Origin of the sequence: Streptomyces sp. NPDC053493, assembly GCF_044544825.1 — a bacterium.
Lineage (GTDB): Bacteria > Actinomycetota > Actinomycetes > Streptomycetales > Streptomycetaceae > Streptomyces.
Map to the genome: position 1 here is coordinate 1061582 of NZ_JBITXS010000001.1, position 22229 is coordinate 1083810.

Annotated in this window: 23 protein-coding genes; 14 read left to right on the top strand and 9 right to left on the bottom strand. The window is 70.0% G+C overall.

The window, feature by feature from the left end; genetic code table 11:
* Positions 1-15: 15 nt before the first annotated feature.
* The 6 genes from ACIGO8_RS04825 to ACIGO8_RS04850 form a co-directional block, all read right to left on the bottom strand.
* On the bottom strand, positions 16-2697 hold the full coding sequence (locus ACIGO8_RS04825) for an N-acetylmuramoyl-L-alanine amidase (protein ID WP_399723742.1): 2682 nt from the start codon (positions 2695-2697) through the stop codon (positions 16-18).
* A 189-nt stretch (positions 2698-2886) separates the two neighbouring features.
* Positions 2887-4080, bottom strand: a complete 1194-nt coding sequence (tuf, locus tag ACIGO8_RS04830; protein ID WP_399723745.1) for an elongation factor Tu — start codon at positions 4078-4080, stop codon at positions 2887-2889.
* Positions 4081-4228: 148 nt separating this feature from the next.
* On the bottom strand, positions 4229-6355 hold the full coding sequence (gene fusA, locus ACIGO8_RS04835; RefSeq protein ID WP_399723747.1) for an elongation factor G: 2127 nt from the start codon (positions 6353-6355) through the stop codon (positions 4229-4231).
* 39 nt (positions 6356-6394) lie between these two features.
* Positions 6395-6865, bottom strand: a complete 471-nt coding sequence (gene rpsG / locus ACIGO8_RS04840; protein WP_345486254.1) for a 30S ribosomal protein S7 — start codon at positions 6863-6865, stop codon at positions 6395-6397.
* Positions 6866-6867: 2 nt separating this feature from the next.
* A complete protein-coding gene (gene rpsL, locus ACIGO8_RS04845; RefSeq protein ID WP_003948652.1) occupies positions 6868-7239 on the bottom strand; it encodes a 30S ribosomal protein S12 in 372 nt (123 codons plus the stop codon).
* Positions 7240-7966: 727 nt separating this feature from the next.
* Positions 7967-8407 (bottom strand): helix-turn-helix domain-containing protein, encoded by a 441-nt coding sequence (locus ACIGO8_RS04850; protein ID WP_399723752.1) that lies wholly within the window; start codon positions 8405-8407, stop codon positions 7967-7969.
* Positions 8408-8652: 245 nt separating this feature from the next.
* Here ACIGO8_RS04850 and ACIGO8_RS04855 point away from each other — a divergent pair, with 245 nt between their 5' ends.
* Genes ACIGO8_RS04855 through ACIGO8_RS04865 form a run of 3 tightly spaced genes read left to right on the top strand, consistent with a single transcriptional unit; the run spans position 8653 to position 9975 of the window.
* Positions 8653-9030, top strand: coding sequence for a WhiB family transcriptional regulator (locus tag ACIGO8_RS04855; protein WP_399723754.1), 378 nt, complete (start codon positions 8653-8655; stop codon positions 9028-9030).
* Positions 9023-9772: a hypothetical protein gene (locus tag ACIGO8_RS04860; RefSeq protein ID WP_399723757.1), complete on the top strand. Its 750-nt coding sequence runs from the start codon at positions 9023-9025 to the stop codon at positions 9770-9772. The genes ACIGO8_RS04855 and ACIGO8_RS04860 overlap by 8 nt, the downstream gene beginning before the upstream one ends.
* A complete protein-coding gene (locus tag ACIGO8_RS04865; protein ID WP_399723760.1) occupies positions 9766-9975 on the top strand; it encodes a hypothetical protein in 210 nt (69 codons plus the stop codon). The genes ACIGO8_RS04860 and ACIGO8_RS04865 overlap by 7 nt, the downstream gene beginning before the upstream one ends.
* A gap of 68 nt (positions 9976-10043) precedes the next feature.
* Here ACIGO8_RS04865 and ACIGO8_RS04870 read toward each other — a convergent pair whose 3' ends face one another.
* Positions 10044-10880: a hypothetical protein gene (locus tag ACIGO8_RS04870; RefSeq protein WP_399723762.1), complete on the bottom strand. Its 837-nt coding sequence runs from the start codon at positions 10878-10880 to the stop codon at positions 10044-10046.
* A 308-nt stretch (positions 10881-11188) separates the two neighbouring features.
* Between ACIGO8_RS04870 and ACIGO8_RS04875 the strand changes: the two genes are divergently transcribed.
* From ACIGO8_RS04875 to ACIGO8_RS04890, 4 genes are all read left to right on the top strand, one after another.
* Positions 11189-11596 (top strand): hypothetical protein, encoded by a 408-nt coding sequence (locus ACIGO8_RS04875; RefSeq protein ID WP_399723765.1) that lies wholly within the window; start codon positions 11189-11191, stop codon positions 11594-11596.
* A gap of 229 nt (positions 11597-11825) precedes the next feature.
* Positions 11826-12434, top strand: coding sequence for a phage tail protein (locus ACIGO8_RS04880; RefSeq protein ID WP_399723767.1), 609 nt, complete (start codon positions 11826-11828; stop codon positions 12432-12434).
* Positions 12435-12579: 145 nt separating this feature from the next.
* Entirely contained in the window at positions 12580-12870 is a 291-nt protein-coding gene (locus ACIGO8_RS04885) for a hypothetical protein (protein ID WP_030687847.1), read from the top strand.
* Between the two features lie 113 nt (positions 12871-12983).
* A complete protein-coding gene (locus ACIGO8_RS04890; RefSeq protein ID WP_399723770.1) occupies positions 12984-13280 on the top strand; it encodes a hypothetical protein in 297 nt (98 codons plus the stop codon).
* A 56-nt stretch (positions 13281-13336) separates the two neighbouring features.
* Here ACIGO8_RS04890 and ACIGO8_RS04895 read toward each other — a convergent pair whose 3' ends face one another.
* On the bottom strand, positions 13337-14026 hold the full coding sequence (locus ACIGO8_RS04895) for a hypothetical protein (RefSeq protein ID WP_399723773.1): 690 nt from the start codon (positions 14024-14026) through the stop codon (positions 13337-13339).
* Positions 14027-14467: 441 nt separating this feature from the next.
* On the opposite strand from ACIGO8_RS04895, the gene ACIGO8_RS04900 reads away from it, so the two are divergent.
* Complete coding sequence (locus ACIGO8_RS04900) at positions 14468-14686, top strand: hypothetical protein (protein WP_399723776.1); 219 nt, start codon at positions 14468-14470, stop codon at positions 14684-14686.
* A 37-nt stretch (positions 14687-14723) separates the two neighbouring features.
* On the opposite strand, the gene ACIGO8_RS04905 is transcribed toward ACIGO8_RS04900, so the two are convergent.
* On the bottom strand, positions 14724-15179 hold the full coding sequence (locus ACIGO8_RS04905; protein ID WP_399723778.1) for a hypothetical protein: 456 nt from the start codon (positions 15177-15179) through the stop codon (positions 14724-14726).
* Positions 15180-15359: 180 nt separating this feature from the next.
* On the opposite strand from ACIGO8_RS04905, the gene ACIGO8_RS04910 reads away from it, so the two are divergent.
* The 6 genes from ACIGO8_RS04910 (at position 15360) to ACIGO8_RS04935 (ending at position 22206) form a co-directional block, all read left to right on the top strand.
* Complete coding sequence (locus tag ACIGO8_RS04910; RefSeq protein WP_399723781.1) at positions 15360-16169, top strand: hypothetical protein; 810 nt, start codon at positions 15360-15362, stop codon at positions 16167-16169.
* A gap of 24 nt (positions 16170-16193) precedes the next feature.
* Entirely contained in the window at positions 16194-17396 is a 1203-nt protein-coding gene (locus ACIGO8_RS04915; RefSeq protein ID WP_399723784.1) for a phage tail protein, read from the top strand.
* A complete protein-coding gene (locus ACIGO8_RS04920) occupies positions 17393-18637 on the top strand; it encodes a tape-measure protein (protein ID WP_399723786.1) in 1245 nt (414 codons plus the stop codon). The genes ACIGO8_RS04915 and ACIGO8_RS04920 overlap by 4 nt, the downstream gene beginning before the upstream one ends.
* Before the next feature lie 47 nt (positions 18638-18684).
* Positions 18685-19608 carry a phage distal tail protein gene (locus ACIGO8_RS04925; protein ID WP_399723789.1) on the top strand — a complete coding sequence of 308 codons (924 nt, stop codon included), beginning with the start codon at positions 18685-18687 and terminating at the stop codon, positions 19606-19608.
* A 137-nt stretch (positions 19609-19745) separates the two neighbouring features.
* The gene (locus ACIGO8_RS04930) at positions 19746-20945 is read left to right on the top strand and encodes a hypothetical protein (RefSeq protein ID WP_399723792.1); all 1200 of its coding nucleotides are present in this window, start codon (positions 19746-19748) and stop codon (positions 20943-20945) included.
* Positions 20946-20991: 46 nt separating this feature from the next.
* Positions 20992-22206, top strand: coding sequence for a hypothetical protein (locus ACIGO8_RS04935; RefSeq protein WP_399723795.1), 1215 nt, complete (start codon positions 20992-20994; stop codon positions 22204-22206).
* Positions 22207-22229 lie beyond the last annotated feature (23 nt).

Below are 22229 nucleotides of genomic sequence, written 5' to 3' on the forward strand. Positions count from 1 at the left end.
CGGCCTGGAATCAGGTCACTTGGTGAAGTAGCCGGTGATGTCGGCGAGCAGGTCGACCGAGCCGGACTTGTTGTAGAACTCGACGCTGCCGTCGGCGCCGACCGGAACCACGACCAGGTTCGGGATGGTGAGCCCGGCGGTGAAGTTCAGGTTCGACGCGGAGGTGCGGGTCGTACCGCCCGGGTAGACGGACACGAAGCTGCCCGCCGTCGGGTTGGTCGCCGTCACGTTGAGGACGACCGCCGTCACGCCGGTGGCGGGCACGCCGTTCTTGCCCGTCACCTGGAGCTTGGCGACGCCGCCGGCACCGATCTTGGCCTTGGCCACGCCGAGGCCGGAGCGGGTGTCCATCAGCCGCAGCGGGCCGAGGTTGATGTGCGAGGCGCCCTCGGTGCCGGACACGAAGTAGCCGGTGACGTCGGCGAGCAGGTCGACCGTGCCGGCCCGGTTGTAGAAGTTGACCTTGCCGTCGGCGCCCACGGGCACGACCACCAGGTTGGGGATCGTCTGGCCGGCGGTGAAGTTCAGGTTCGACGCGGAGGTGCGGGTGGTGCCGCCCGGGTAGACGGACACGAAGCTGCCCGCGGTCGGGTTGGTCGCCGTCACGTTGAGGACGACGGCCGTCACGCCGGTCTCCGGGATGCCGTTGGCGCCGGTGACCTGGAGCGAGACCACACCGCTGGCGCCGACCTTGGCCTTCGGCACGCCCAGGCCCTCACGGGTGTCCATCAGCCGCTGCGGGCCGGTGTTGACGTGCGTGGAGCCGCTGGTGTCGGTGAGGTAGTAGCCGGTGATGTCGGCGAGCAGGTCGACCGAGCCGTTGTGGTTGTAGAAGCGCACCTTGCCGTCGATCACCGGGACGGTCACCAGGTTCGGGATGGTCTTCCCGGCGTTGAAGTTCAGGTTGGAGGCGCTGGTGCGGTTGGTGCCGTTCGGGTAGACCGAGACGAAGCTGACGTCGGTCGGGTTGGTCGCGGTCACGTTGAGGACGACCGCGCCCACGCCGGTGGCCGGGATGCCGTTGGCGCCGGTGACCTGGAGGACGGCCTCCTGGCCGGCGCCGATCTTCTTCGCCGCGCCGCCGATGCCGAGGCCGGAGCGGGTGTCCATCAGACGGGTCGGGGTGACCGGCTTGAAGGTCTTCGGACCCGGGACGGTCACGGTGACCGGCGCCGAGGTCGTCACCTTGCCGGAGGTGTGCGTGCCGCGGACGGCGACGGTGTGGGCGCCGTAGCCGGTGAGCGTGGTGGACCAGCTGCGCGCGGACCCGGCGGTGGTGGTCGCCGGCTGGCCGTCGACCAGCACCTCGAACTTGTCGATGAAGGTGTTCGCGGTGGTGGTGGACCAGTTCACGGTGACCGGCCCGGGCGTCTCGTAGCCGGCGCCGGCCTTGGTGGCGCCGCCCAGCGAGGTGACGGAGAGGCCGGAGACGGAGCCCGTGGCGTAGCTGCGGATGGTGGGCAGCTGCGGGTAGAGGCTGTTGCCGGGGCACTGGGTGTTGAAGCCGTTGCGGTGGCCGGAGACGGCGTCGAACGCGTACGTCTGCCCGGTGGTGAACGACTGGCCGAAGAAGTTGGTCTGGGTGGCGCCGGCGGTCAGCGTGGCCTTGCTGAGCGGGTCGACACCGTACTGACCGAGCTTGTACGCGATGACCTTGGAGGCCGAGGCGAGCGCGGCCTCGGGCGCCGTCTGGTTGGTGTACTCGCCGATGAAGGCGACGCTGGTCGACTCGGCGTTCCAGCCGTAGGTGTGCGCGCCGTAGACGGGCTGGTCGATGCCGCCCTTACGGCCCTCGAAGACGGTGCCGCACTTGTCGACGAGGAAGTTGTAGCCGATGTCGCGCCACTTCTCGACGTCCACGTGGTAGTCGAGGATGCTGCGCACGACGGTGGCCGACTGGGCGCAGTCGTAGTCCGCGCTCGTCGTGTGGTGCACGAACGCGGCCTTGATCTTGCCGCCGGGCAGGTACTGGGCCGGCTCGGGCGTCTTGTCCTCGATCGCCTGGCCGCCCCACTCGGCGCGGGTGACGATCTTCGGCTTCGGGGCGGTGGAGGCCGGCCCGGGGACGCTCGGCGGCGTGGTCGGCGGGTCGGCGGCCACGAAGCCGGCCGGCTCGGCGTGGAGGTCGCCGTCGCGCTTGGCCGCGGCGCCCGCGCCGCCCGGGTCGACCATGTTGAGCTTGAGGCCGGCGGGCAGGGTGCCGGCGGCGGCGCCGTCGCTGATGCGGACCTCGGCGCCGTCGGAGGCGCCGACCCAGACGGGCTCGGTGGAGCCGGGCGCGCCGGGACGGTAGCCGTCCATGCCCACCGGGTGCGGCTCCAGCTCGATCCAGTGGGACCACTCGCCGGTCTCGATGCTGCGGGTGCGCGCCTCGATGGTGCCCTTGATCTTGGCGTTCTGGTCGGTCCAGGACACACCGAGCAGACCGAAGGGCTCCGTGGAGCGCTGGGAGAGGGCGGCCTCGCCCTTGCCCTTGTCGGTCAGCGCGAGCTTGTGCAGCTCACTGGCGGCAGCGCCCTTGGCCGCGGCGGCGCTGTACAGACCGGGGCTGTCCTTGGCCCCGTCGCCCTCCCCGGTGCCGGCGCCGTTGGCCACGGCCTGGATGCCCAGGACCGCGGTGGCGGCGAGGGCGGCTCCGATCGCCGTACGGCTGACCCGCGTACTCGTCCTGCGACGTGCTCGACGTCCCGATTTCAAGTTGTCTCCACCCCTGATTCAGACCGCTGTTCGGTCTTCAAACGGCTGACCGCCGCATGTTACGGGAGATCAGGTTTGCGGTTGCCACCGGGGTGGTAAAGCGGAGAGCCCCGCACCGCGGATGCGGTACGGGGCTCTCTCAGGCAGCTCCAGGAGCTACCAGGTCACACCAACGAAGTTCGGAAGAACTTACTTGTTGATCTTGGTGACCTGGCCGGCGCCGACGGTCCGGCCACCCTCACGGATGGCGAACTTCAGGCCCTCCTCCATGGCGACGGGCTGGATCAGCGCGACGGTCATGGAGGTGTTGTCGCCCGGCATGACCATCTCGGTGCCCTCGGGGAGGGTCACGACGCCGGTCACGTCCGTGGTACGGAAGTAGAACTGCGGGCGGTAGTTGTTGAAGAACGGGGTGTGACGGCCACCCTCGTCCTTCGACAGGATGTAGGCCTGGGCCTCGAACTCGGTGTGCGGCGTGACCGAACCGGGCTTGATGATGACCTGGCCGCGCTCGACGTCCTCGCGCTTGATGCCACGGAGGAGCAGACCGACGTTCTCACCGGCCTGGCCCTCGTCGAGCAGCTTGCGGAACATCTCGATGCCGGTGACCGTGGTGGTGGTCTTCTCGGTCTTGATGCCGATGATGTCGACGGTCTCGTTGACCTTGAGGACACCACGCTCGATACGACCGGTGACGACGGTGCCACGACCGGTGATCGTGAAGACGTCCTCGATCGGCATCAGGAACGGCTTGTCGACGTCACGCTCGGGCTGCGGGATGGACTCGTCCACGGCCTTCATGAGGCCGAGGAGCTTCTCGCCCCACTCCTTGTCGCCCTCGAGCGCCTTGAGCGCCGAGACGCGGACGACCGGCAGGTCGTCGCCCGGGAACTCGTACTCGGTGAGGAGCTCACGGACCTCGAGCTCGACGAGCTCCAGGATCTCCTCGTCGTCCACCATGTCGGCCTTGTTCAGGGCGACGACGATGTACGGAACGCCGACCTGGCGGGCCAGGAGCACGTGCTCCTTGGTCTGCGGCATCGGGCCGTCGGTGGCGGCGACCACGAGGATGGCGCCGTCCATCTGCGCCGCACCCGTGATCATGTTCTTGATGTAGTCCGCGTGACCGGGGCAGTCGACGTGGGCGTAGTGACGCGACTCGGTCTGGTACTCGACGTGCGCGATGGAGATCGTGATACCGCGCTGGCGCTCCTCAGGAGCCTTGTCGATCTGGTCGAAGGCCGAGGCCTCGTTCAGGTCCGGGTACGCGTCGTGCAGCACCTTGGTAATGGCGGCCGTGAGGGTCGTCTTACCGTGGTCAATGTGACCGATGGTGCCGATGTTGACGTGCGGCTTAGTCCGCTCGAACTTCGCCTTCGCCACTGGGGTCCTCCTGTGGAGTGGTTCTGTACGCCTTACTCATCGGCGCCAGGTGATCTTTGCTGGGATGCCGTCCGCCGGGGGCTCTTCCTCGGGTTCGAGGTCGAGCCCCGGCGAACGGTGTCAAGCCTAAAGCGTGAACTCGGGAGAGTTACTCGCCCTTGGCCTTCGCGATGATCTCCTCGGCGACGTTCCGCGGAACCTCGGCGTAGGAGTCGAACTGCATCGAGTAGCTTGCGCGACCCGAGGTCTTGCTGCGGAGGTCGCCGACGTAGCCGAACATCTCCGACAGGGGCACGAGGCCCTTCACGATGCGGGCACCGTGACGCTCCTCCATGGCCTGGATCTGGCCACGGCGGGAGTTGATGTCGCCGATGACCTCGCCCATGTAGTCCTCGGGAGTGGTGACCTCGACGGCCATCATCGGCTCAAGGAGCACGGGAGAAGCCTTGCGCGCGGCCTCCTTGAAGGCCTGCGAACCGGCGATCTTGAACGCGAGCTCGGAGGAGTCGACCTCGTGGTACGCACCGTCGTGAAGGATCACGCGGACGCCGGTCATCTCGTAACCGGCGAGGATGCCGAACTGCATGGCCTCCTGCGCGCCGGCGTCGACCGAAGGGATGTACTCCTTCGGGATGCGGCCACCGGTGACCTTGTTCACGAACTCGTACGAGGTCTCGCCGCCCTCGATCGGCTCGATGCCGATCTGGACCTTGGCGAACTGACCCGTACCACCGGTCTGCTTCTTGTGCGTGTAGTCCACGCGCTCGACGGCCTTGCGGATCGTCTCGCGGTAGGCCACCTGCGGCTTGCCGACGTTGGCCTCGACCTTGAACTCACGGCGCATGCGGTCGACCAGCACCTCGAGGTGCAGCTCGCCCATACCGCCGATGATGGTCTGGCCGGTCTCCTCGTCCGAGTGGACCTGGAAGGAGGGGTCCTCCTCCGCGAGACGCTGGATGGCGACACCCAGCTTCTCCTGGTCGCCCTTGGACTTGGGCTCGATGGCGACCTGGATGACCGGGGCCGGGAAGTCCATGGACTCCAGGATGACCGGGGCCTTGTCGTCACAGAGCGTCTCACCGGTGGTGGTCTGCTTGAGACCCATCACGGCGATGATGTCGCCGGCGCCCACCGAGTCGATCTCCTCACGCTTGTTCGCGTGCATGCGGTAGATCTTGCCGATGCGCTCCTTCTTGCCCTTCACGGAGTTCAGGACAGAAGAACCGGAGTCCAGGCGACCGGAGTACACGCGGACGAAGGTGAGCTTGCCGAGGTGCGGGTCGCTCATGATCTTGAACGCGAGCGCCGACAGCGGCTCCTCGTCGGACGGCTTGCGCTTGACGACCTCCTCCGGGTCGTTGACGGCGTGGCCCTCGATGGCCTCGACGTCAAGCGGGGAGGGGAGGTAGCGCACGACCGCGTCGAGCAGGGGCTGAACACCCTTGTTCTTGAACGCGGTGCCACAGAACACCGGGGTGACCGTGGTGTCCTTGGACTTGCCGGAGGCGATCGTGATGCGGCGGACGGCCGCGTACAGCTGCTCCTCGGTGGGCTCCTCGCCCTCGAGGTACAGCTCCATGATCGCCTCGTCGTTCTCGGCGACGGCCTCGATCAGCTTGCCGCGGTACTCGTCGGCGAGCTCGGTGTGCGAAGCCGGGATGTCGACGACGTCGTACATCTCGCCCTTGGTGGCCTCGGCGGACCAGACAAGAGCCTTCATGCGGACGAGGTCGATGACGCCCTGGAAGTCGGCCTCGGCACCGATGGGGAGCTGCATGACGATCGGCTGGGCGCCGAGGCGGTCCTCGATCATGCCGACGCAGCGGAAGAACTCGGCACCGGTGCGGTCGAGCTTGTTGACGAAGCAGATACGCGGAACGCCGTAGCGGTCCGCCTGACGCCAGACGGTCTCGGACTGCGGCTCGACGCCGGCCACGCCGTCGAACACCGTCACAGCACCGTCGAGCACGCGCAGCGAACGCTCCACCTCGACGGTGAAGTCGACGTGACCCGGCGTGTCGATGATGTTGATCGTGTGATCGACATCCTCGAGCGGCCAGTGGCAGGTCGTCGCGGCGGACGTGATCGTGATGCCGCGCTCCTGCTCCTGCTCCATCCAGTCCATCGTGGCAGCGCCGTCGTGGACTTCACCGATCTTGTACGAAACGCCGGTGTAGAACAGGATCCGCTCGGTGGTGGTCGTCTTGCCCGCGTCGATGTGGGCCATGATGCCGATGTTGCGCACCTTGGCCAGGTCAAGCGAAGTGGTAGCCATAAGGCTTCAGTCTTCTCTCGGTCTCGATGTGGGTTGCGACTACCAGCGGTAGTGCGCGAAGGCCTTGTTGGACTCGGCCATCTTGTGCGTGTCCTCGCGCTTCTTGACCGAAGCACCGAGGCCGTTCGAGGCGTCGAGGAGCTCGTTCATGAGGCGCTCGGTCATGGTCTTCTCGCGACGGGCGCGGGAGTAGCCGACCAGCCAGCGCAGCGCGAGGGTGGAGGCGCGACCGGGCTTGACCTCGATCGGCACCTGGTAGGTGGCGCCACCGACACGGCGGGACTTGACCTCGAGGGACGGCTTGACGTTCTCGAGAGCGCGCTTCAGCGTGATGACGGGGTCCTGGCCGGTCTTCTCACGAAGACCCTCCATGGCGCCGTACACGATGCGCTCGGCGGTGGAACGCTTGCCGTCCAGCAGGATCTTGTTGATCAGCGAGGTGACAAGAGGAGAGCTGTAGACCGGGTCGATGATGACCGGGCGCTTCGGGGCGGGGCCCTTACGAGGCATTCTTACTTCTCCTTCTTGGCGCCGTAGCGGCTGCGAGCCTGCTTACGGTTCTTGACGCCCTGCGTGTCGAGGGAACCGCGGATGATCTTGTAACGAACACCCGGCAGGTCCTTCACACGGCCACCGCGCACGAGCACGATGGAGTGCTCCTGCAGGTTGTGACCCTCACCCGGAATGTAGGCCGTGACCTCGATGCCCGAGGTCAGACGCACACGCGCGACCTTACGGAGGGCCGAGTTCGGCTTCTTCGGGGTGGTCGTGAACACACGCGTGCAGACGCCGCGACGCTGAGGGGAACCCTCGAGTGCGGGCGTCTTGTTCTTCTCGACCTTGTCCTGCCGGCCCTTACGGACCAGCTGCTGGATCGTAGGCACTACTTCTCCGGTTTCTGTGTGCCGTCGGTAAAACTAACCTGGAACGTCGCCGACCCACGCGGTCGGGTGTGTCGAATCGCGCGGACCTCCGCCGGGGGCGGAAAAAAGCGCGGATTGCGGCGGCCGGTCTCGGAACTCCGCGTGCGGTTGAGGACACGCACACGGCTCCGGGCACACCCCAGGCACAAGGCATGAGCGTACCTATCGCATGGACTCCGGTCAAAACAAATGCCCACGCACCCCACGCCCCGCCCGACGTGCCGGAATCCGCCACGCGAAGGGCCGCGCGCATGATACGCCGAGGGGCGCGGGGCCGCCTGCCGGCGAGGGTGCCGACCGCGGGCCGACGAGCGCGGCGCCGGCGAGCGCGGGCACGAGTGCCGGCCGCGGGCCGCGGGCCGCGGGCCGACGAGCGGCGCCGGTCGGTCGGCCGGCGCAGGGCCGCCCGCGCGCGGGCGCGGGTGCCGGCCGCGGGCCGGTGAGCGCGGGCGCCGGCGAGCGCGGCGTCGGGCGGCCGGTGCGCGCAGGATCGGCCGCGCGCGGGCGGCGTGGTCGGGCGCCGGGCGCGCGGGCCGACGGTCGACCGGCCCCGGCCCGCGCGGGGCCGGAGGCCCGGGCGCTGCGGCCGGGGTGGCGGGGCCGGACGAAGTGGTCGCCGGCGGGGTCGGACGTGCGGGCAGGTCGGGGCGGGGCGGACGCCGGTCCGGACACGGGGTCCGGACCCGGGTCAGTCCTGGGCGGCGCGGCGGGCGGCGGCCGGGTCGCCGCCCTCCGACTCCGGCTCCAGGAACTGCGTCACGACCTTGACGAAGACGTCCATCCGCTCGTCGGGGACGCCGAGCCAGCGCGCGAAGTCCTCCATCGTCGGCTGCCAGTCGCCCGGCGGCAGCAGGTCCGCCGCCAGCGGCAGCTCCTCCGGCGTCACACGACCCGACCGGATCAGCATGTCGCGGACCGAGACCCCGAGGAGCGGGGCGATCCTGCGCATGGTCTCCAGGTCCGGCATGCTCTGCCGCTGCAGCAGCCGCGTGACGGCGGCGCGATGCACGCCCGCCTCGTCGGCGATCCGGGACTTCCCTCCACCGCGGGGGCTGTCGATGTCGTAGCCGCGCGCCCGCATCAGGTCCTCGACCCATCCCGCGAACTCGTCGAGCCCTTGAGTGCTCATATGTGTACCGCTCCCTCTTATTCCCCCACCCTTCGGGCCCCTTACTTTAGCGTGCTTGCGCGCACGGAATTACGTGCTTTCGGGCACGCAATCGTGTCGAATCGGTGAAGGGGTCTCCATGAAGCTAGTTGCGAGCTCGCACGCAACATGCCTATCGTGCTGCTCGCCGCACTCGTCGGTCTCCTGAGTCCCAAGGGCCCCATACGCCCCATGGGTTACGGGGCCCCGGAACGTGGAGATCCACCTTGCACCAGCACGACACCTCCCCATGGCAGGCCGCCGCCGCATGCGCCGGCCTCTCCCCGTCCGTCGTCTTCTCCCGTCGCGGCAAGGAGGCGGCCCCGGCCCTGCGGGCCTGCGCCGTCTGCCCCGTCAGCCGCGAGTGCGAAGCGGCCGTCGCCCCGGCCGAGAGCTGGTTCGACGGCGTCTGCGCGGGCCGCCTGTGGCGCAACGGCCGCCCGGTGAAGCCGCGCCGCCGCCGCGGCCAGGCCGCCGAGGCCCCCGAGACGCCCGGGACGCCCGGCACCACCGAGGCCCGCGACGAGGCGACCGCACTCGCCGGCGCCCTCGACGCCGCCGGCCGCTCACTCCTGCTCGCCACCTCCGGAGGCGGCCGTGACTGACCCGTACGAGCCGGCCACCGCCGCGGCCGACGAGCGGATCGTCCGGGACATCACCCTCTGGACCGCCTCCCTCGTACGGCAGTTCCCCGAGCTCAGCGAGGAGCTGGCGCCCGGCCGCCGCGCGCCCGCCGGCAGCGCGCCCACCGCCCCGCACCCCGGCCGCGACGAGCTGATCCGCGCCGAGCGCCGGGAGGCGCTGCTCCTGGAGCAGCGGCACGGCCTGTCCGTCCCCGGCCACGGCGCCGCGCCGATCCGGCTGCACATCTCGGACGCCATCCGCGACATCACCGACGGCGTGGTGGAGCTGGAGGAGGCCGTCTGCGCCCGCCTCGGTCTGCCGCGGCCGCGCCGCGCCGGTGTCGTCGAGCGGCTCCGCCGGGTCGTCGGGCTCCTGGACGAGATCGCCGGACACGCCCTGCTCGCCCGGCACGTACGGGACGAGATCCGCCGCATGGCCCGCCGCTGCGCGCGCACGCTCGGCGACGCGGAGACCGTCGTACGGGTCTCCGGCCGCTGCCCTTGGTGCGACTCGGTGTCGCTGCGGGCCTTCCCGGACCGGCGCGCGGTGCTGTGCGTGAACCCGGCCTGCGTCTGCACCGACGGCGCCTGCGGCTGCCAGGACGACCCCTCCTACCGGCACCTGTGGCCGGAGGACGACTGGGCGGCGCTGGCGGACGCGTCGGGAGCGCGTACGGACGAGATCGAAGCGGCGATGGACGACACCAAGGAGACCTCATGCTGAGCTCGACCGCGCTTTCCCTGCCCGCGCTGATCCCGGGCCCGCTCGCCGCCGAGGAGGCGGGAGTCGCCCCGGCGACCATCCGCAAGTGGGTCCAGCTGGGCCACCTGCGGGCGGCGGGCAAGGCCGGCCGGGCGCAGCTCTTCCGCCTGGAGGACGTCTTCGCCGCGGAGCGCGCGGCCCGCCGCCGCCCTCGCCTCGCCTAGTCACCTCGTCGCCGCATCGCGAAGCGCCCCGTGTCTCTCACGAGAGACACGGGGCGCTTTCGCTGTCGTCATGCGCCTGACGCGCTCAGGAAGTCGTGCAGCGACTCCGTCATCGCCGCCACGAACGCCTCCCTGGTCTTCTCCGGAACCCGGTCCAGGGACAGATACGGATTGAGGTCCTCCAGTTCGACAAGCAGCAGCTCGCCCTCCCGCGTACGGCAGGCGTCGACGCGCTGGATGCCGTGGTCGAGCGTGTTCCAGTCGACGAAGCGGCGGGCGAAGGCGAGGTCGGCCTCGGTGGCCTCGTACGGCTCCAGGACCCAGCGCCGCTCGGGGTCGGGGGCGTGGAGGGCGTACTGGAAGCGGTCGTCGACGAAGTAGAAGGACACCTCGTACGCGAAGTCGACGCGCGGCTGGACGAGGACGCCTCCGTACGCGAGCCCGGCGAGGCGCTCGTACGGCAGGAACTCCAGGCCTATGGAGTCGGCGCCGGCCTTGGGTTTGACCACGTACTCCACGGCCTCGGGCAGCCGGCCGAGGTCCTCGGCCCGGTCGACGGTCGGGATGACGGGATAGCCGGCGGCGGTGAGGTCGAGCAGGTACTGCTTGCCTGCCATGTCCCCGCGCCCGTGCAGCGGGTTGTACACGCGGGCGCCGAGCGCTTCCGCCCGGGCGCGGAAGGCGTCGTAGTCCTCCCGGTAGTGCAGGACGGGCCCGCTGTTGCGGACGACGACGGCGTCGAAGCCGTCCATCAGGGCCGCGGCCTCGCCCGGGTGGCACAGCGCCAGGTCGAAGTGCGCCCGCAGCCGGGCGGTCAGGTCGATGTCCTCGTCGCAGTAGCGCCGCCCGCGGGCGGGATAGGCGAGGTCGGTGACGTAGAGGAGACGGGGTCGGGCGGGTGACACGGGCGGCTCCTGGGGCTGCTGAGGCGGGCGGATCCCCAACCTAGCGGCCGTCCGGCCGGAGTCCTAGACCCGCTCCTACGCCTCCCACCTGGGCTTTTTCGAGATCGACGGATCTGATCACCGAACTAGTTGCGTGCGCGCACGCTCTCTGTCACAGTTGGTGCAGCGGCGGAGCTGTGCCCGCGAGACGGGCCGCAGACTCCGCCGCACGCCGTCCGGGAGCGCTCCGCGCCCTCGCCCCCTTCCCCGCGTCGAGCGCCCCGGACGGCACCCCGCCACCAAGCCCCCGTCTCCTGAGGAGCATCGTCATGACCACTCCCCCGAGTGCGTTCCCGGACGTCGAGAAGCTGGTCGTCGACGTCCTCAAGGCCGACCCGGCGCTGGCCGGCGTCACGGTCGCCGCCCAGGCGGCCGCCGGCTTCGACGGCACGCAGAACGCCGTCCTGGTGAACCGCCGCGGCGGCGCCTGGATCGGCGACCTGCACGTCGACAAGCCGCTGATCGAGTTCGAGGTGTACGGACCGACGAAGACCGCGGCCCACGTCACGGCGAACGCGGCCCGCAAGGCGCTGCTCGCCACGATGGGCAAGCAGCTCGGCAACGCCTTCGTGAGCGACGTCGAGGAGCAGGACGGGCCGCGTTGGATGCCCGACTACCTCTACCGCGGCGCCAACCGCTACCTCTGCGTCATCCAGCTCTCGCTGGACGTCTTCTAGACCTCCGCGCACCGCCGCGCGCCTCCGCACCGCCGCGCGCTTCCGCGCCTCCACGCGCTTCCGCGCCTCCGCGCGCTTCCGCGCCCCACTCCGAGCTCGTCGCCCTCGCGGCCGCTCCCCACAGACCAGGCCTCGCCGGCCCATCCGGCGGGGCCTTTGCCGTACCCGGACCCGGAGTCCCTCCGGCCGGGGCGGCGCCCTCACCCTCTCACCAAGGAGAAACCCCACCATGGCAGGAAACAACTCCGCCGAGATCCGCGTCGCCGGCGTCGGCAAGCTCTTCGTCGCCAACGCCGGTGCCACCGCCCCGGCCTTCGGTGCGGACCCGGCGACCGACTGGGCGTCCACGACCTGGACGAACCTCGGCTACACCACCGGTGACGGCGTCACCTTCTCGAAGAAGGACAAGCTGGAGGCCATCGACTCGTGGCAGTCGGTCTCCCCGATCCACTACATCTACTCGGCCCGTGACCTGTCCCTGAAGTTCTCGCTGCTCCAGTTCAACGAGGACACGCTGCCGTTCTTCATGGGCGGTGGCAGCGTCAAGGCCGCCCCGGCCCCGGCGACCGACGTCTACACGTACGACATCGCCGAGCGCCCGTTCGCGGACGCCCGCGCCCTCGGCCTGGAGTTCACCGACGTCAAGGCCGGTGGCACCACCGCCGTCACCTACCGCTTCATCATCCCGCGCGGCCAGGTGACCGCCACCGACGACATCAAGCTGAACCGCAAGGGTGCCGCCACCCTCGGCGTCACCTTCAGCGCTATGTCGAACGGCGACGGCAAGCCGCTGGCGACCTTCCTCATGAAGGACACGCAGTACAGCGCGTCCGTCTGATCCATCCCCACAGGGCTCCCTGCGGAGGTCCGTCCTCGGCAGGGATCCCGTCCGGGGGGGGGGGGGGGCCCCCCCCCCCCCCCCCCCCCCCCGCCCCTTCTCCTCTTCACCCACGCGCACCACGCGAACAAGGAGTACGCACACCATGGCCCGTTTCGACGTCAACGCCGCTCGCGCCCAGCGACTGGAGGCCCACGGCCGCACCTGGTCCTTCGAGCTGGACGGCGAGTCCTACACGCTGCCCACCGAGCTCTCCCGCAAGACCGCGAAGGCCCTGCGCAAGCTCGACGACAACGACGTGGACGGTCTGCTCGAACTCCTGATGGGTGAGGAGCAGTACGTCCGCTTCGAGGAGCACGACCTCACGATGCAGGACATCGCCGCCATCCTGGAGGCCTACGGCAAGGAGACCGGGCTCGGCCTGGGGGAAGACTGAGCCTCGTCGAGTTCGTCGACGAACACGCCGAGGCCCTCGAAGCCGACCTGCTCCGTCACTACAACGTCGACCTCCTCGACTGGCACCGGGGCGAACTGTCCAGCCGGCGGCTGATGGTGCTGATCAAGCACCTTCCGCAGGACGGCGCGGTACAGCGGCAGCTGCACGGGGAGGCGGCGGAGTGGTCGATCAGTGATCACCTCCTCGCCGCGGCCGTGGACCATCTGGCCGTCTCCAACTGGATGTTCCAGATGGTCAATACCGACGAGGACGGCGATCAGCCCGATCCCCCGAAGCCGGTCCCGCGTCCGGGAGTGGACGACGAGGACGAGGAGGAGCGGGACGGGGAGGCTTCGGAAGAGGCCACTCCGGCCATCTCCCCGCACCAGCTCGCCCGGTTCTTCGGCTGACCTCCCCAGCCGCAGAAGTCACACTCACTCCCCACGGCCCCCGAAGCCCGTTCCCGTCAGGGAGCGGGCTCCGGGGGCGCTTGCTGTGCTCGCTCGGCGGCCAGCTCCTCCTCCAGGGCCTTGGCCCGGTCGGAGAGCCGGCGGCCACGCGCGCTCGCGCGCGCGTCCGCCTCGCCCGGGTCGGCGGCGCGCCGTTCGGGGCCGCCGCCGGTCTGGGCCGGCACGCCGGCGAGCGGCGGCACGATCGGGCGGCCGCCCTTGCCGCGGACGACCTTCCGCACCGACTGGGCGTTCCTGCGGGTGCGGCTTTCCTGGGCGGTCACCAGGACGTCCGCCTCCGGCTCGGGCGCGCGCTCGGCCGCAGGCTCCGGCCCGGGCTCGGGCTTGGGCTCGGGGACGTACGCGGGATCGGGCTCGGGCTCGACCTCGTGCACGGGCTCCGGCTCGGGGCGCTGTTCGAACAGCTCGCGCTCCCGGCGGACCCGCTCCTCGGCCTGGACGACCACGGCCGGCGGTTCGAGCAGCCGGGCGAAGGGCAGCGGGATGACCCGGGCCCCGTCCTGGCTGACGTCCGTACGCCGTTGCGGGCGGCGGATTCCACGCGCGTCACCCTGCCCTTGGGCGTATGCGTCCGCAACGCGTCTCTCGTACTCCCTGCGGATGCGCGGGAGTTCGTCCGACACGGCCTCGGCCCAGCCCGCGGTGAACGCGGCGGTCTCCCGTCGGTCCACTTCGGCGCGGGGCATGACGACGAGGTCCTCCGGGGCGTACCCGGCGACGTGGACGAGCTCTGCGAGGCGTGCGAAGAGATGGGGCAGGTCCGGGTGGGATTCAAGCCAGTCTGTGGCCCGTTCCCGCCGGTTAGCGCCCGGCTCCGTGTCCATGCGTCAGCACTGCCTTCCAACCCCCTGGGGTCCCCACGCGCCCCTCGCGCCCCCCGCCCCCCGACTGTGTCAGGCCCGGGGAACGCGTCCTCCAGGGTACCCCGGCTCGAACACCAGCTCCGTTCAGGACCAACCCCTACCCGGGATACGGATGAAGACACGCCGTCAGACGTTTCCCGCTCGACAAACACCGAACAGATGTTCCACACTCTGTTCGCACAGTAGTTCGAAAACGTGGTGCCCCCGCCTCACTCCGCGGCGCCGCCACGCACGCACGGGCAAGCAACCGGAAGGCAGGCGTCCATGACCCAGCAGGCCGAGGCCGAGGCATCGCGACCGCACATCCCGCTCCACGACCGCCTCGCCCAGCTGCTGGACGGGCCCGCGGCCCTCGACAAGAGAGCGTTGCTCGGCACGCTGTACGCCGAAGTCAACCGCCGCGAGGCCGTCGCCTACGCGGCCGGCTGGAACGACGCCCTCGCGACGCTGCGCCGCGGCTCCCGCCGGAGCGAGGACGCCTGACCTCGTTTCCGACGCCCCAGCGCCAGGTGGGCCGACGCTAGAGGAGAACGCCCGCCGCGATCAGGCCCGCACCGATCACGACGGCGCTCACCACATACCTGCGAAGCCGCGGAATCGTCGCCGTCTCCTCGTTCCGACGCTTGCGAGCGACATCCGCCTTGGTGCCGGGCTCGAACTGGCCCGAGAACTGAGGATGGCGGACCACCGGGTACGCGTTCCCCGCTGCCAGGCCGGGCGTGAGCGTCATCCACTGTGTTCGCTGAGACACGTCACCGCCCGCCGCTCCCACTTTGAGCGTCACGCTCGCGCGGGAGCCGCCGCCGGTTCCCTGTCGGACGGATACCACCTGCGCCTCGGTCTCTATCCCGATGTCCTCCAGTTCCTTGAGCCGTCCGACCCGCGAGCGTGCGCTCGAAACGGACGGCAGCACCAAGACCCCGAGGACGCAGGACAGAACTCCCAAGGCAAGCAGTGCGATCTTGAGGGCGGTCATCCGCCGGATGCTAGTTCATGGCCGCGGCGCGGGCGAGAGGGCCCGCACCACCGCCGCCGACCACTCCCGAGTGGTCGGGATCGCGCCCCGGACGGACTCAGTTCCGCGTTCAGCAGACCCCTGCCGCCCCAGCGGCAGGGGTCTCGTCGTCTTGCCCCCATCGCAGAAGCGGAGAAACCCATGGCAGAACCAGCAGAACCGACGGGCGGTCAGTCCTCGGCACCGGCAGAAGGCGGTGAGAAGAAGGAAGAGGAGAAGCCCCAATGGGAACAGACGATGGAGGATCTCGAACTCGGCATCGTCCCCAAGCTCTACCACCTCTTCACCGAGGGCGGCTGGGTCGCCCTGGCGACCGCGGGCGCCATCGCCGGTGGCGCCCTTCTGGTGGGCGCGATCAAGCAGTCCGCCACCATCGCAGCGGGCACCATCACCCGCCAGCTCACCAGCTTCGTGCTGCCCCGAGCCACGGCCGAGGACGGCACCAGGCAACGTCAGACGCTCACGGCGAACCCGGCCAGCCGCTACGGCCTGCCTCATCTGCGTCCCGTCGATGACGTTCTGAACGAGCAGCAACAGCAACGGGAAGGCGCGGCAGGCGGGGGCGGCGCGACCGGAGAGAACCTGGACCCGGACCGGCTCGCGACCCTGCGTGAGCGGCTCACCGCGCTCAACCCGCAGCTCCAGATCTTCACCAGAGAGATCGCCAAGACGCCCAAGCCCCGTGAGCTCAACAAGACAGCCGGCGGCATCGAGAAGATCGGCAAGGCCGTCGAGGGCGTGAACACCGCCAAGGTGGCCGAGGTCGCCCGGACCACCGGCAAGCTCACCGGCGCCGTGAAGCACTTCGACCGCGACAAGCTCCCCAAGGCGCGTGACCTCAAGCTCTCGGCGCAGGCCGCCGAGCGGCTCGACCGCGCGGGCCTGAGCCTGCAGGGCCGATTCGCGGCCCTCAAGGATGACGCGGCCGAGCTCGCGGCCCGGATGGCCTGATCCCACCACGAAAGGAGGTCCCCCGTGTCCCTCGCAAGCTCCACGAAGAAGGCGTCCGACGCCCTGCGCAATCTCAAGACGCAGGCCTCCGGCGCCGGCAGCTCGGTCAAGAAGGTGGGAGATGCCGGAAAGTCCGCATCCGGCCAGCTCAAGACCCTGAAGACCAACGCCCAGGGTTCCCACACCCAGCTCAAGAACCTCAAGACGTCCTCGGACCAGGCCGAGAAGGCCATGTCCAAGGCGGGCAAGACCGCCGAGACCGCCGGCAAGAAGCTCGGCAAGTACGAGTCCGGCGCCGGAAAGGCGTCCAAGGGCCAGGACAAGCTCAACAAGTCGATGAAGGGCAACTTCCTCGCCCGCCTCATCGACCTCTTCATGCCGCTGATCGAGAAGATCGTCGACATGGCCCTGCAGTCGAAGACGATGCAGAAGGTCCTCAAGAAGGCCTTCGACGGCATCAAGGTCGTGATCAGCGCCGTCATGAAGGCCGTCGGTCCGATCATGAAACAGGCCGGCGCGCTGATCAAGACGGTCTGGAACGGCATCAAGAAGGCCATCTCGACCGTGGTCAAGGCGGTCGCCACCGTCATCAAGACCTACGTCAACATCTGGAAGACGGTCATCACGACCGTCATGAAGGCGATCAAGGCGGTCATCAGCACCGTCTGGAACGGCATCAAGTCCGTCATCACGCCGGTCGTGAACTGGATCAAGAGCGCGATCCCGAACGCCTTCTCCGCCGTCAAGGACAAGATGTCGTCCATCTGGAACGGCCTCAAGGACATCGCGTCCCGGGCGTTCAACGGCATCAAGAGCGGTGTGTCCGGCCCGATCAACGCCGTCATCGGCCTGATCAACCGGATGATCAGCGCCGTCAACGGCGTCAAGGTCAGCGTCCCCGGCTGGGTGCCGCTCGTCGGCGGCAAGACCTTCGGCGTGCACATCCCGACCATCCCGATGCTCGCCACCGGTGGTGTCGTCATGCCGCGCAGCGGCGGTGTCCCGGCGATCCTCGCCGAGGCCGGCGAGGCCGAGGCCGTCCTGCCGCTGTCCAAGCTGGACCGGCTGCTCGCCATGACCGCCCGGCGTGCCCGTATGACGGCGCAGATGCAGGCCGGCCAGGGCGTCGGTGCCGGGCTGCACATCGAGCACTACCACGCGGCCCGCAACAGTGACCCGCAGTCCACCGCGGACGCGCTGATGTACCTGGCGAAGGCACGCGGATGAGTGCGTTCGCCATGCGGAACCCGTTCGCGGGGGTCGCACCGGTGTTCGCGTCACTGGAGCGGACCCTCCGCCCCGCGTCGGAGGCGCTGGGGCAGCTCAAGCAGAACGTCCAGCGCGCCGGCGGCGGGCTGGACGCGCTCGTCTCCCAGATCCGGACCGCCGGCACCTCCGTCCGCACCCTCGGCTCCACTGCCTCCGGCGCGGCGACCTCCGTCCGTAAGATCGAGCGGTCCAAGGCCGGCGCCGGCGCCAAGAAGCTCGGCACCGCGGCCGGCAAGGCCCGTACCGCCGCGGGGAAGTTCGGCCCCGCGATCGGCGGGATCCTGTCGATCCTCGCGCCGCTGATCCCGATCACCGACACCATCACCAAGCTGATGGAGACGTACGGCACCGTCATGACGGTCGCCTCCGTCGCCATGACGGGTGTCAACCTCGCCATGCGCGCCAACCCGATCGGCTTCCTCGTCGGCATCCTCGTGCCCGTCGCCGCCTGGTTCATCGAGTACGCGATGCAGACGAAGACCGGCCAGAAGATCATGAAGCAGGTCTTCCAGGCAGCGCTGAAGGGCTTCCAGTCCGTCTGGAAGTTCCTGCAGCCGGTCATGAAGCTCATCGGCAACGCCGTCGGGACCTACTTCAAGGCCTACCTGACCCTGTTCAAGACGGCCCTGACGCTCATCGGCGCGGCCATCAACGGGTTCTCCCGCGTCCGTTCCTCCGTCACCTCCGCCTCCAACGCGCTGCGCGGCATCGCCTCCCGCACCATCGGCGGGATCCGGAGCGCCGTCCAGCCGTTCCTGTCCTTCTTCACCGACAAGATCCCGGGCTTCTTCCGCCACGCCAAGGACGCGGTCGGCAACGCCCTGCACGGCATGGGTGAGCTGGTGAAGGGCGCTCTGACCGCCGTCATCGGGGTCGTCAAGGGCCCCATCAACGGTCTCATCGCCTTCGCCAACTGGATCATCGACGGGCTCAACAAGCTGAGCTTCGACTTCCTCGGCAAGCACTTCGGCGTCGACATCGACAAGATCCCGATGCTCGCCGATGGCGGTGTCGTCTTCCCCGGTGCCGACAGCGCGCCGCGCATCGATCCGCTCACCGTGCTCGAGTCCCGCCGTGTGCCGGCGCTCACCGAGGCTCCGCGACAGCCGCACCGCATCCGGGAGTTCCACGAGGAGCCGGGGGCCGGCCCGCGGGCGACCGCCGAGGACCTGCTCTTCCTCGTCGCCGCCCACCGCTGAAGCCCCTTCTCACCCGACAGCCCGCTCAGAAGTGAGGTGACGGCCCCATGGCCGAGACCACAACCGCATATGCCGGAAGCAACTTCACCGCCGACCTCGCGCCCGGCTCGCTGATCACCCAGGACGGGCAGATCCAGTGGGCCGGGCTTCTCATCGGTCCCGACACGCCGTTCGCCGTCGACCGGGCCGGTCTCCAGGGCTGGGAGGACCTGCCCGAGTACGACTCCTCCGACGCCGACCGGCCCACCTCGCACGGTGCCTGGCCCGGCTCCCGGTACGCCAAGCCGCGCAAGATCAGCGGCACGATCGTGCTGGTGCCGGAGTACAGCGAGGCCGTGCCGGCCATCCGCGCGCTGCGCCAGGCGCTCGCCCTGCTCGACGAGGAGCGCTGGCTCACCGTCCAGCTGCACGGCGAGATGCTCGCCGTACGCGCCCGGATCGCCCAGCGGGTGGTCCCGGCCGACCAGGGCTTCGCCACCCAGGGCAGCTCGAAGATGTCGATCCAGTGGCTGGCCTCCGACCCGCGCCGCTACGCCGTCAACGAGCAGGTCGCCACCACCTCCCCGCCGCAGCCGGAGTCCGGTCTGACCTGGCCGCTGACCTGGCCGCTCAACTGGGGCCAGGCCAAGTCCACCGGTGACGCGGTCGCCGAGAACACCGGCTCCGCGGCGACCCACCCGGTGATCGTCTTCCGCGGTCCCTGCTCCATGCCGACCGTCACCGAGCGGGTCAGCAAGCGGCGGCTGCGGTACGCGATCGATCTGGCCGCCGGTGACGAGCTGGTCGTGGACACCGCCAACGGCACGGTGATGCTCAACAACACCGCGTCGCGCCGGCACACCGCGATGGCCGACTCCAGCCCCGAGGAGCTGTTCCTGCTCGAGCCGGGCCGCACGGAGCTGTCCTTCCGCGCCGACTCGTCGACGCCGGACGCCCTGATGACGGTCCGCTGGCGCAGCGCCGAGTGGTGACCGGGGCCCCCGGCCCCGCCCGGGCCCCGGCCACCGTCCGGGCCTCGGCCACCGGCCCCGTCCGGGCCCCGAGCCGCGTCCCGGCTCCCTCCGCGTGAACCGAATCCCCGTCCGCTCCCCCCAGAAGAGGTGAACCCATGACCGTACGGGCCGCCTGGCTGAAGCCCACCGGCCAGACCCGCGAGGACACCCGTCTCACCCTGGCCGCGCTGCTCACCCCGAGCGGCGCCAGCCCGGAGGAGACCCCGCTGCGTTCCCGGCCGGGCATCCTGCCGGGCGGCTTCGTCCTGACCGGGACCGCTCCGATGCAGTGCACGATCGGCACCGGCCGCGCCATCCTGCAGGGCAACGACACCCGCCAGGGCGCCTACCTGGTCACCGTGGTGTCGCCGGAGACGATCACCGTCGAGGACGGCGATCCGCAGAACGACCGGATCGACCTGATCGAACTCGCCGTCCTGGACGACGACTACGACAAGACCGGCACCACCGACGCCGTCATCCGCCTGGTCAAGGGCACGCCCTCGGCCACCCCGGTGGCCCCGGCCGGCGGCCCCGGCACCACCCAGCCGCTCTACACCGTCCGCGTACCGAAGGGCACCTCGGCCGGCACCGGCGGCATCGCCTGGACCACCGGCGGCGTCGCCACCCAGCACTGGCCGACGGTGGCGCTCGGCGGCATCACCCCGACCAGCGGTTTCAAGGGCGCGTACGTCGGCCAGTACCGCGACGCGGCCGGCATGCTGCAGCGCTGGGACGGCACGACCTGGGTGTCGTATCCGCGGCCCATCGGCGGCATCGCGCCCGCCTCCCTGGTCTCGACCGGCAGCTACGCCGGCCAGTACCGGGACAACTCCGGGATCCTGCAGCGCTGGGACGGTTCGGCCTGGCAGTACGCGCAGGGCACGGCGAGCGTCCTGCTCAGTGCCTCGCAGCTGCTCACGGCACACCAGCAGACGATCAACCCGACCACCTGGACGACGGTCAACCTGCCGACCGTCGACGTCGACGACGCCTCGGCCTGGAACGGGACCACCACCTACACCGTCCCGCGCACCGGCTGGTGGCGGGTCTCCGGGCTCGTGGCCTTCGCCAACGACGGCCAGACCGGCACGCGCGGCGCCCGGATCCTCGTCAACGGCGCCGGCCTGAACCGCACCACCTGGCTGATCGCGGCCGGCAACGGCGCCATCACCGTCGGCGGCAGCGGCCTGGTCAAGCTCACCGCGGGCAACACGCTGCAGCTCGCCGCCTACCACTCCCACACGGCAGCGGTGAAGACGCTCGGCGGTTCCGGCTACGCCTGCAACCTGTCCGCCGAGTGGATCAAGTCCTGACGATCACGTCCTGACGTCCCGTCAACTTCCCTGATTGGAGAACCCCATGAACCTGCGCAGCAGCTGGGTCGCCGAGACCGGCCAGACCCGTGAGGACACCCGCCTCAACCAGGTCGGCGTGACCACCATGATCAACCCGGTGCAGGTCCGCTCCGGCATCCTGCCCGGCTCCTACGACGGCAAGTGGCGGCTGTCGGGCTTCTGGATGGACGGCGCCTCCGCCATGAGCGCCACCGTCTCCGAGGGCCGCGCCGTCATCCAGGGCGACATCTCGCAGGGCGTCTTCCCGGTGGCCCTGCCGGTCGCCGAGCAGATCACCTTCGCGCCGGGCGAGGCCTACGCCCGAATCGACCTGGTCGTCCTCAAGGTCTACGACAAGCTCTACGACGGCGGCACCCGCAACGAGGCCGTCATCGAGATCGTCAAGGGCGTCGCCGAGCAGACCCCGAAGGTCCCGCCGACGCCGGTGCGCAGCCTCCCGCTGTACCAGGTGACGGTGCCGGCCGGCGCCAGCGCCGGCAACGGCGGCATCCCGTGGGCCACCGCCCTGAAGGACCTGCGCACCCCGGTCGTCTCCGTCGGCGGCATCCTCCCGGTCGAGGGCGCGGTGCTGCCGGGCGCCCACCCGGGCCAGTACCAGGACACCTCCAACAACCAGTTCCAGCGCTGGGACGGCGGCAAGTGGGTCTCCTACCCGGAGGCGGTCGGCGGCATCATCCCCACCTCCGCCGCCACCACCCAGGCCAGCTACACCGGCCAGTACCGGGCGATGACGTCCGGTCCGCTGCAGCGCTGGGACGGCGCCAAGTGGGCGGCGGCGTACCCGGGTCCGTACTTCAACGACTCGATCGACGCCGGCTACACCACCTCGACCACCTACGTGAACAGCCTGATCGAGCGGGCCGAGAACCCGCTGACGGTGACCTTCGTGGCGCCGGAGTCGCGGCAGGCGATCCTCACCTTCGGCTCCCGGATGGAGCTGAGCCTGAACAGCGGCACCACGGGCATCGCCAGCTCGGCGTACATGTGCGTCCGCGTGATGCAGGGCACCACCGTCCACCGCGACCTGGACGACGAGCTCGCCGCCATCGCCTCCAAGTCCGCCGACCCGACGGACGCGTTCTCCGCCTCGACGACCCAGCGGCTGCACACCCTGACGCCGGGCGCGACCTACACCGTCACCGCGTACTACCGGACCTCCAACGCCAACGTGCGGGCCTGGTTCGACAACACCTTCATCCAGGTGACCCCGCAGTACTGAGCCCGCGAGGCCGCCGACCGACC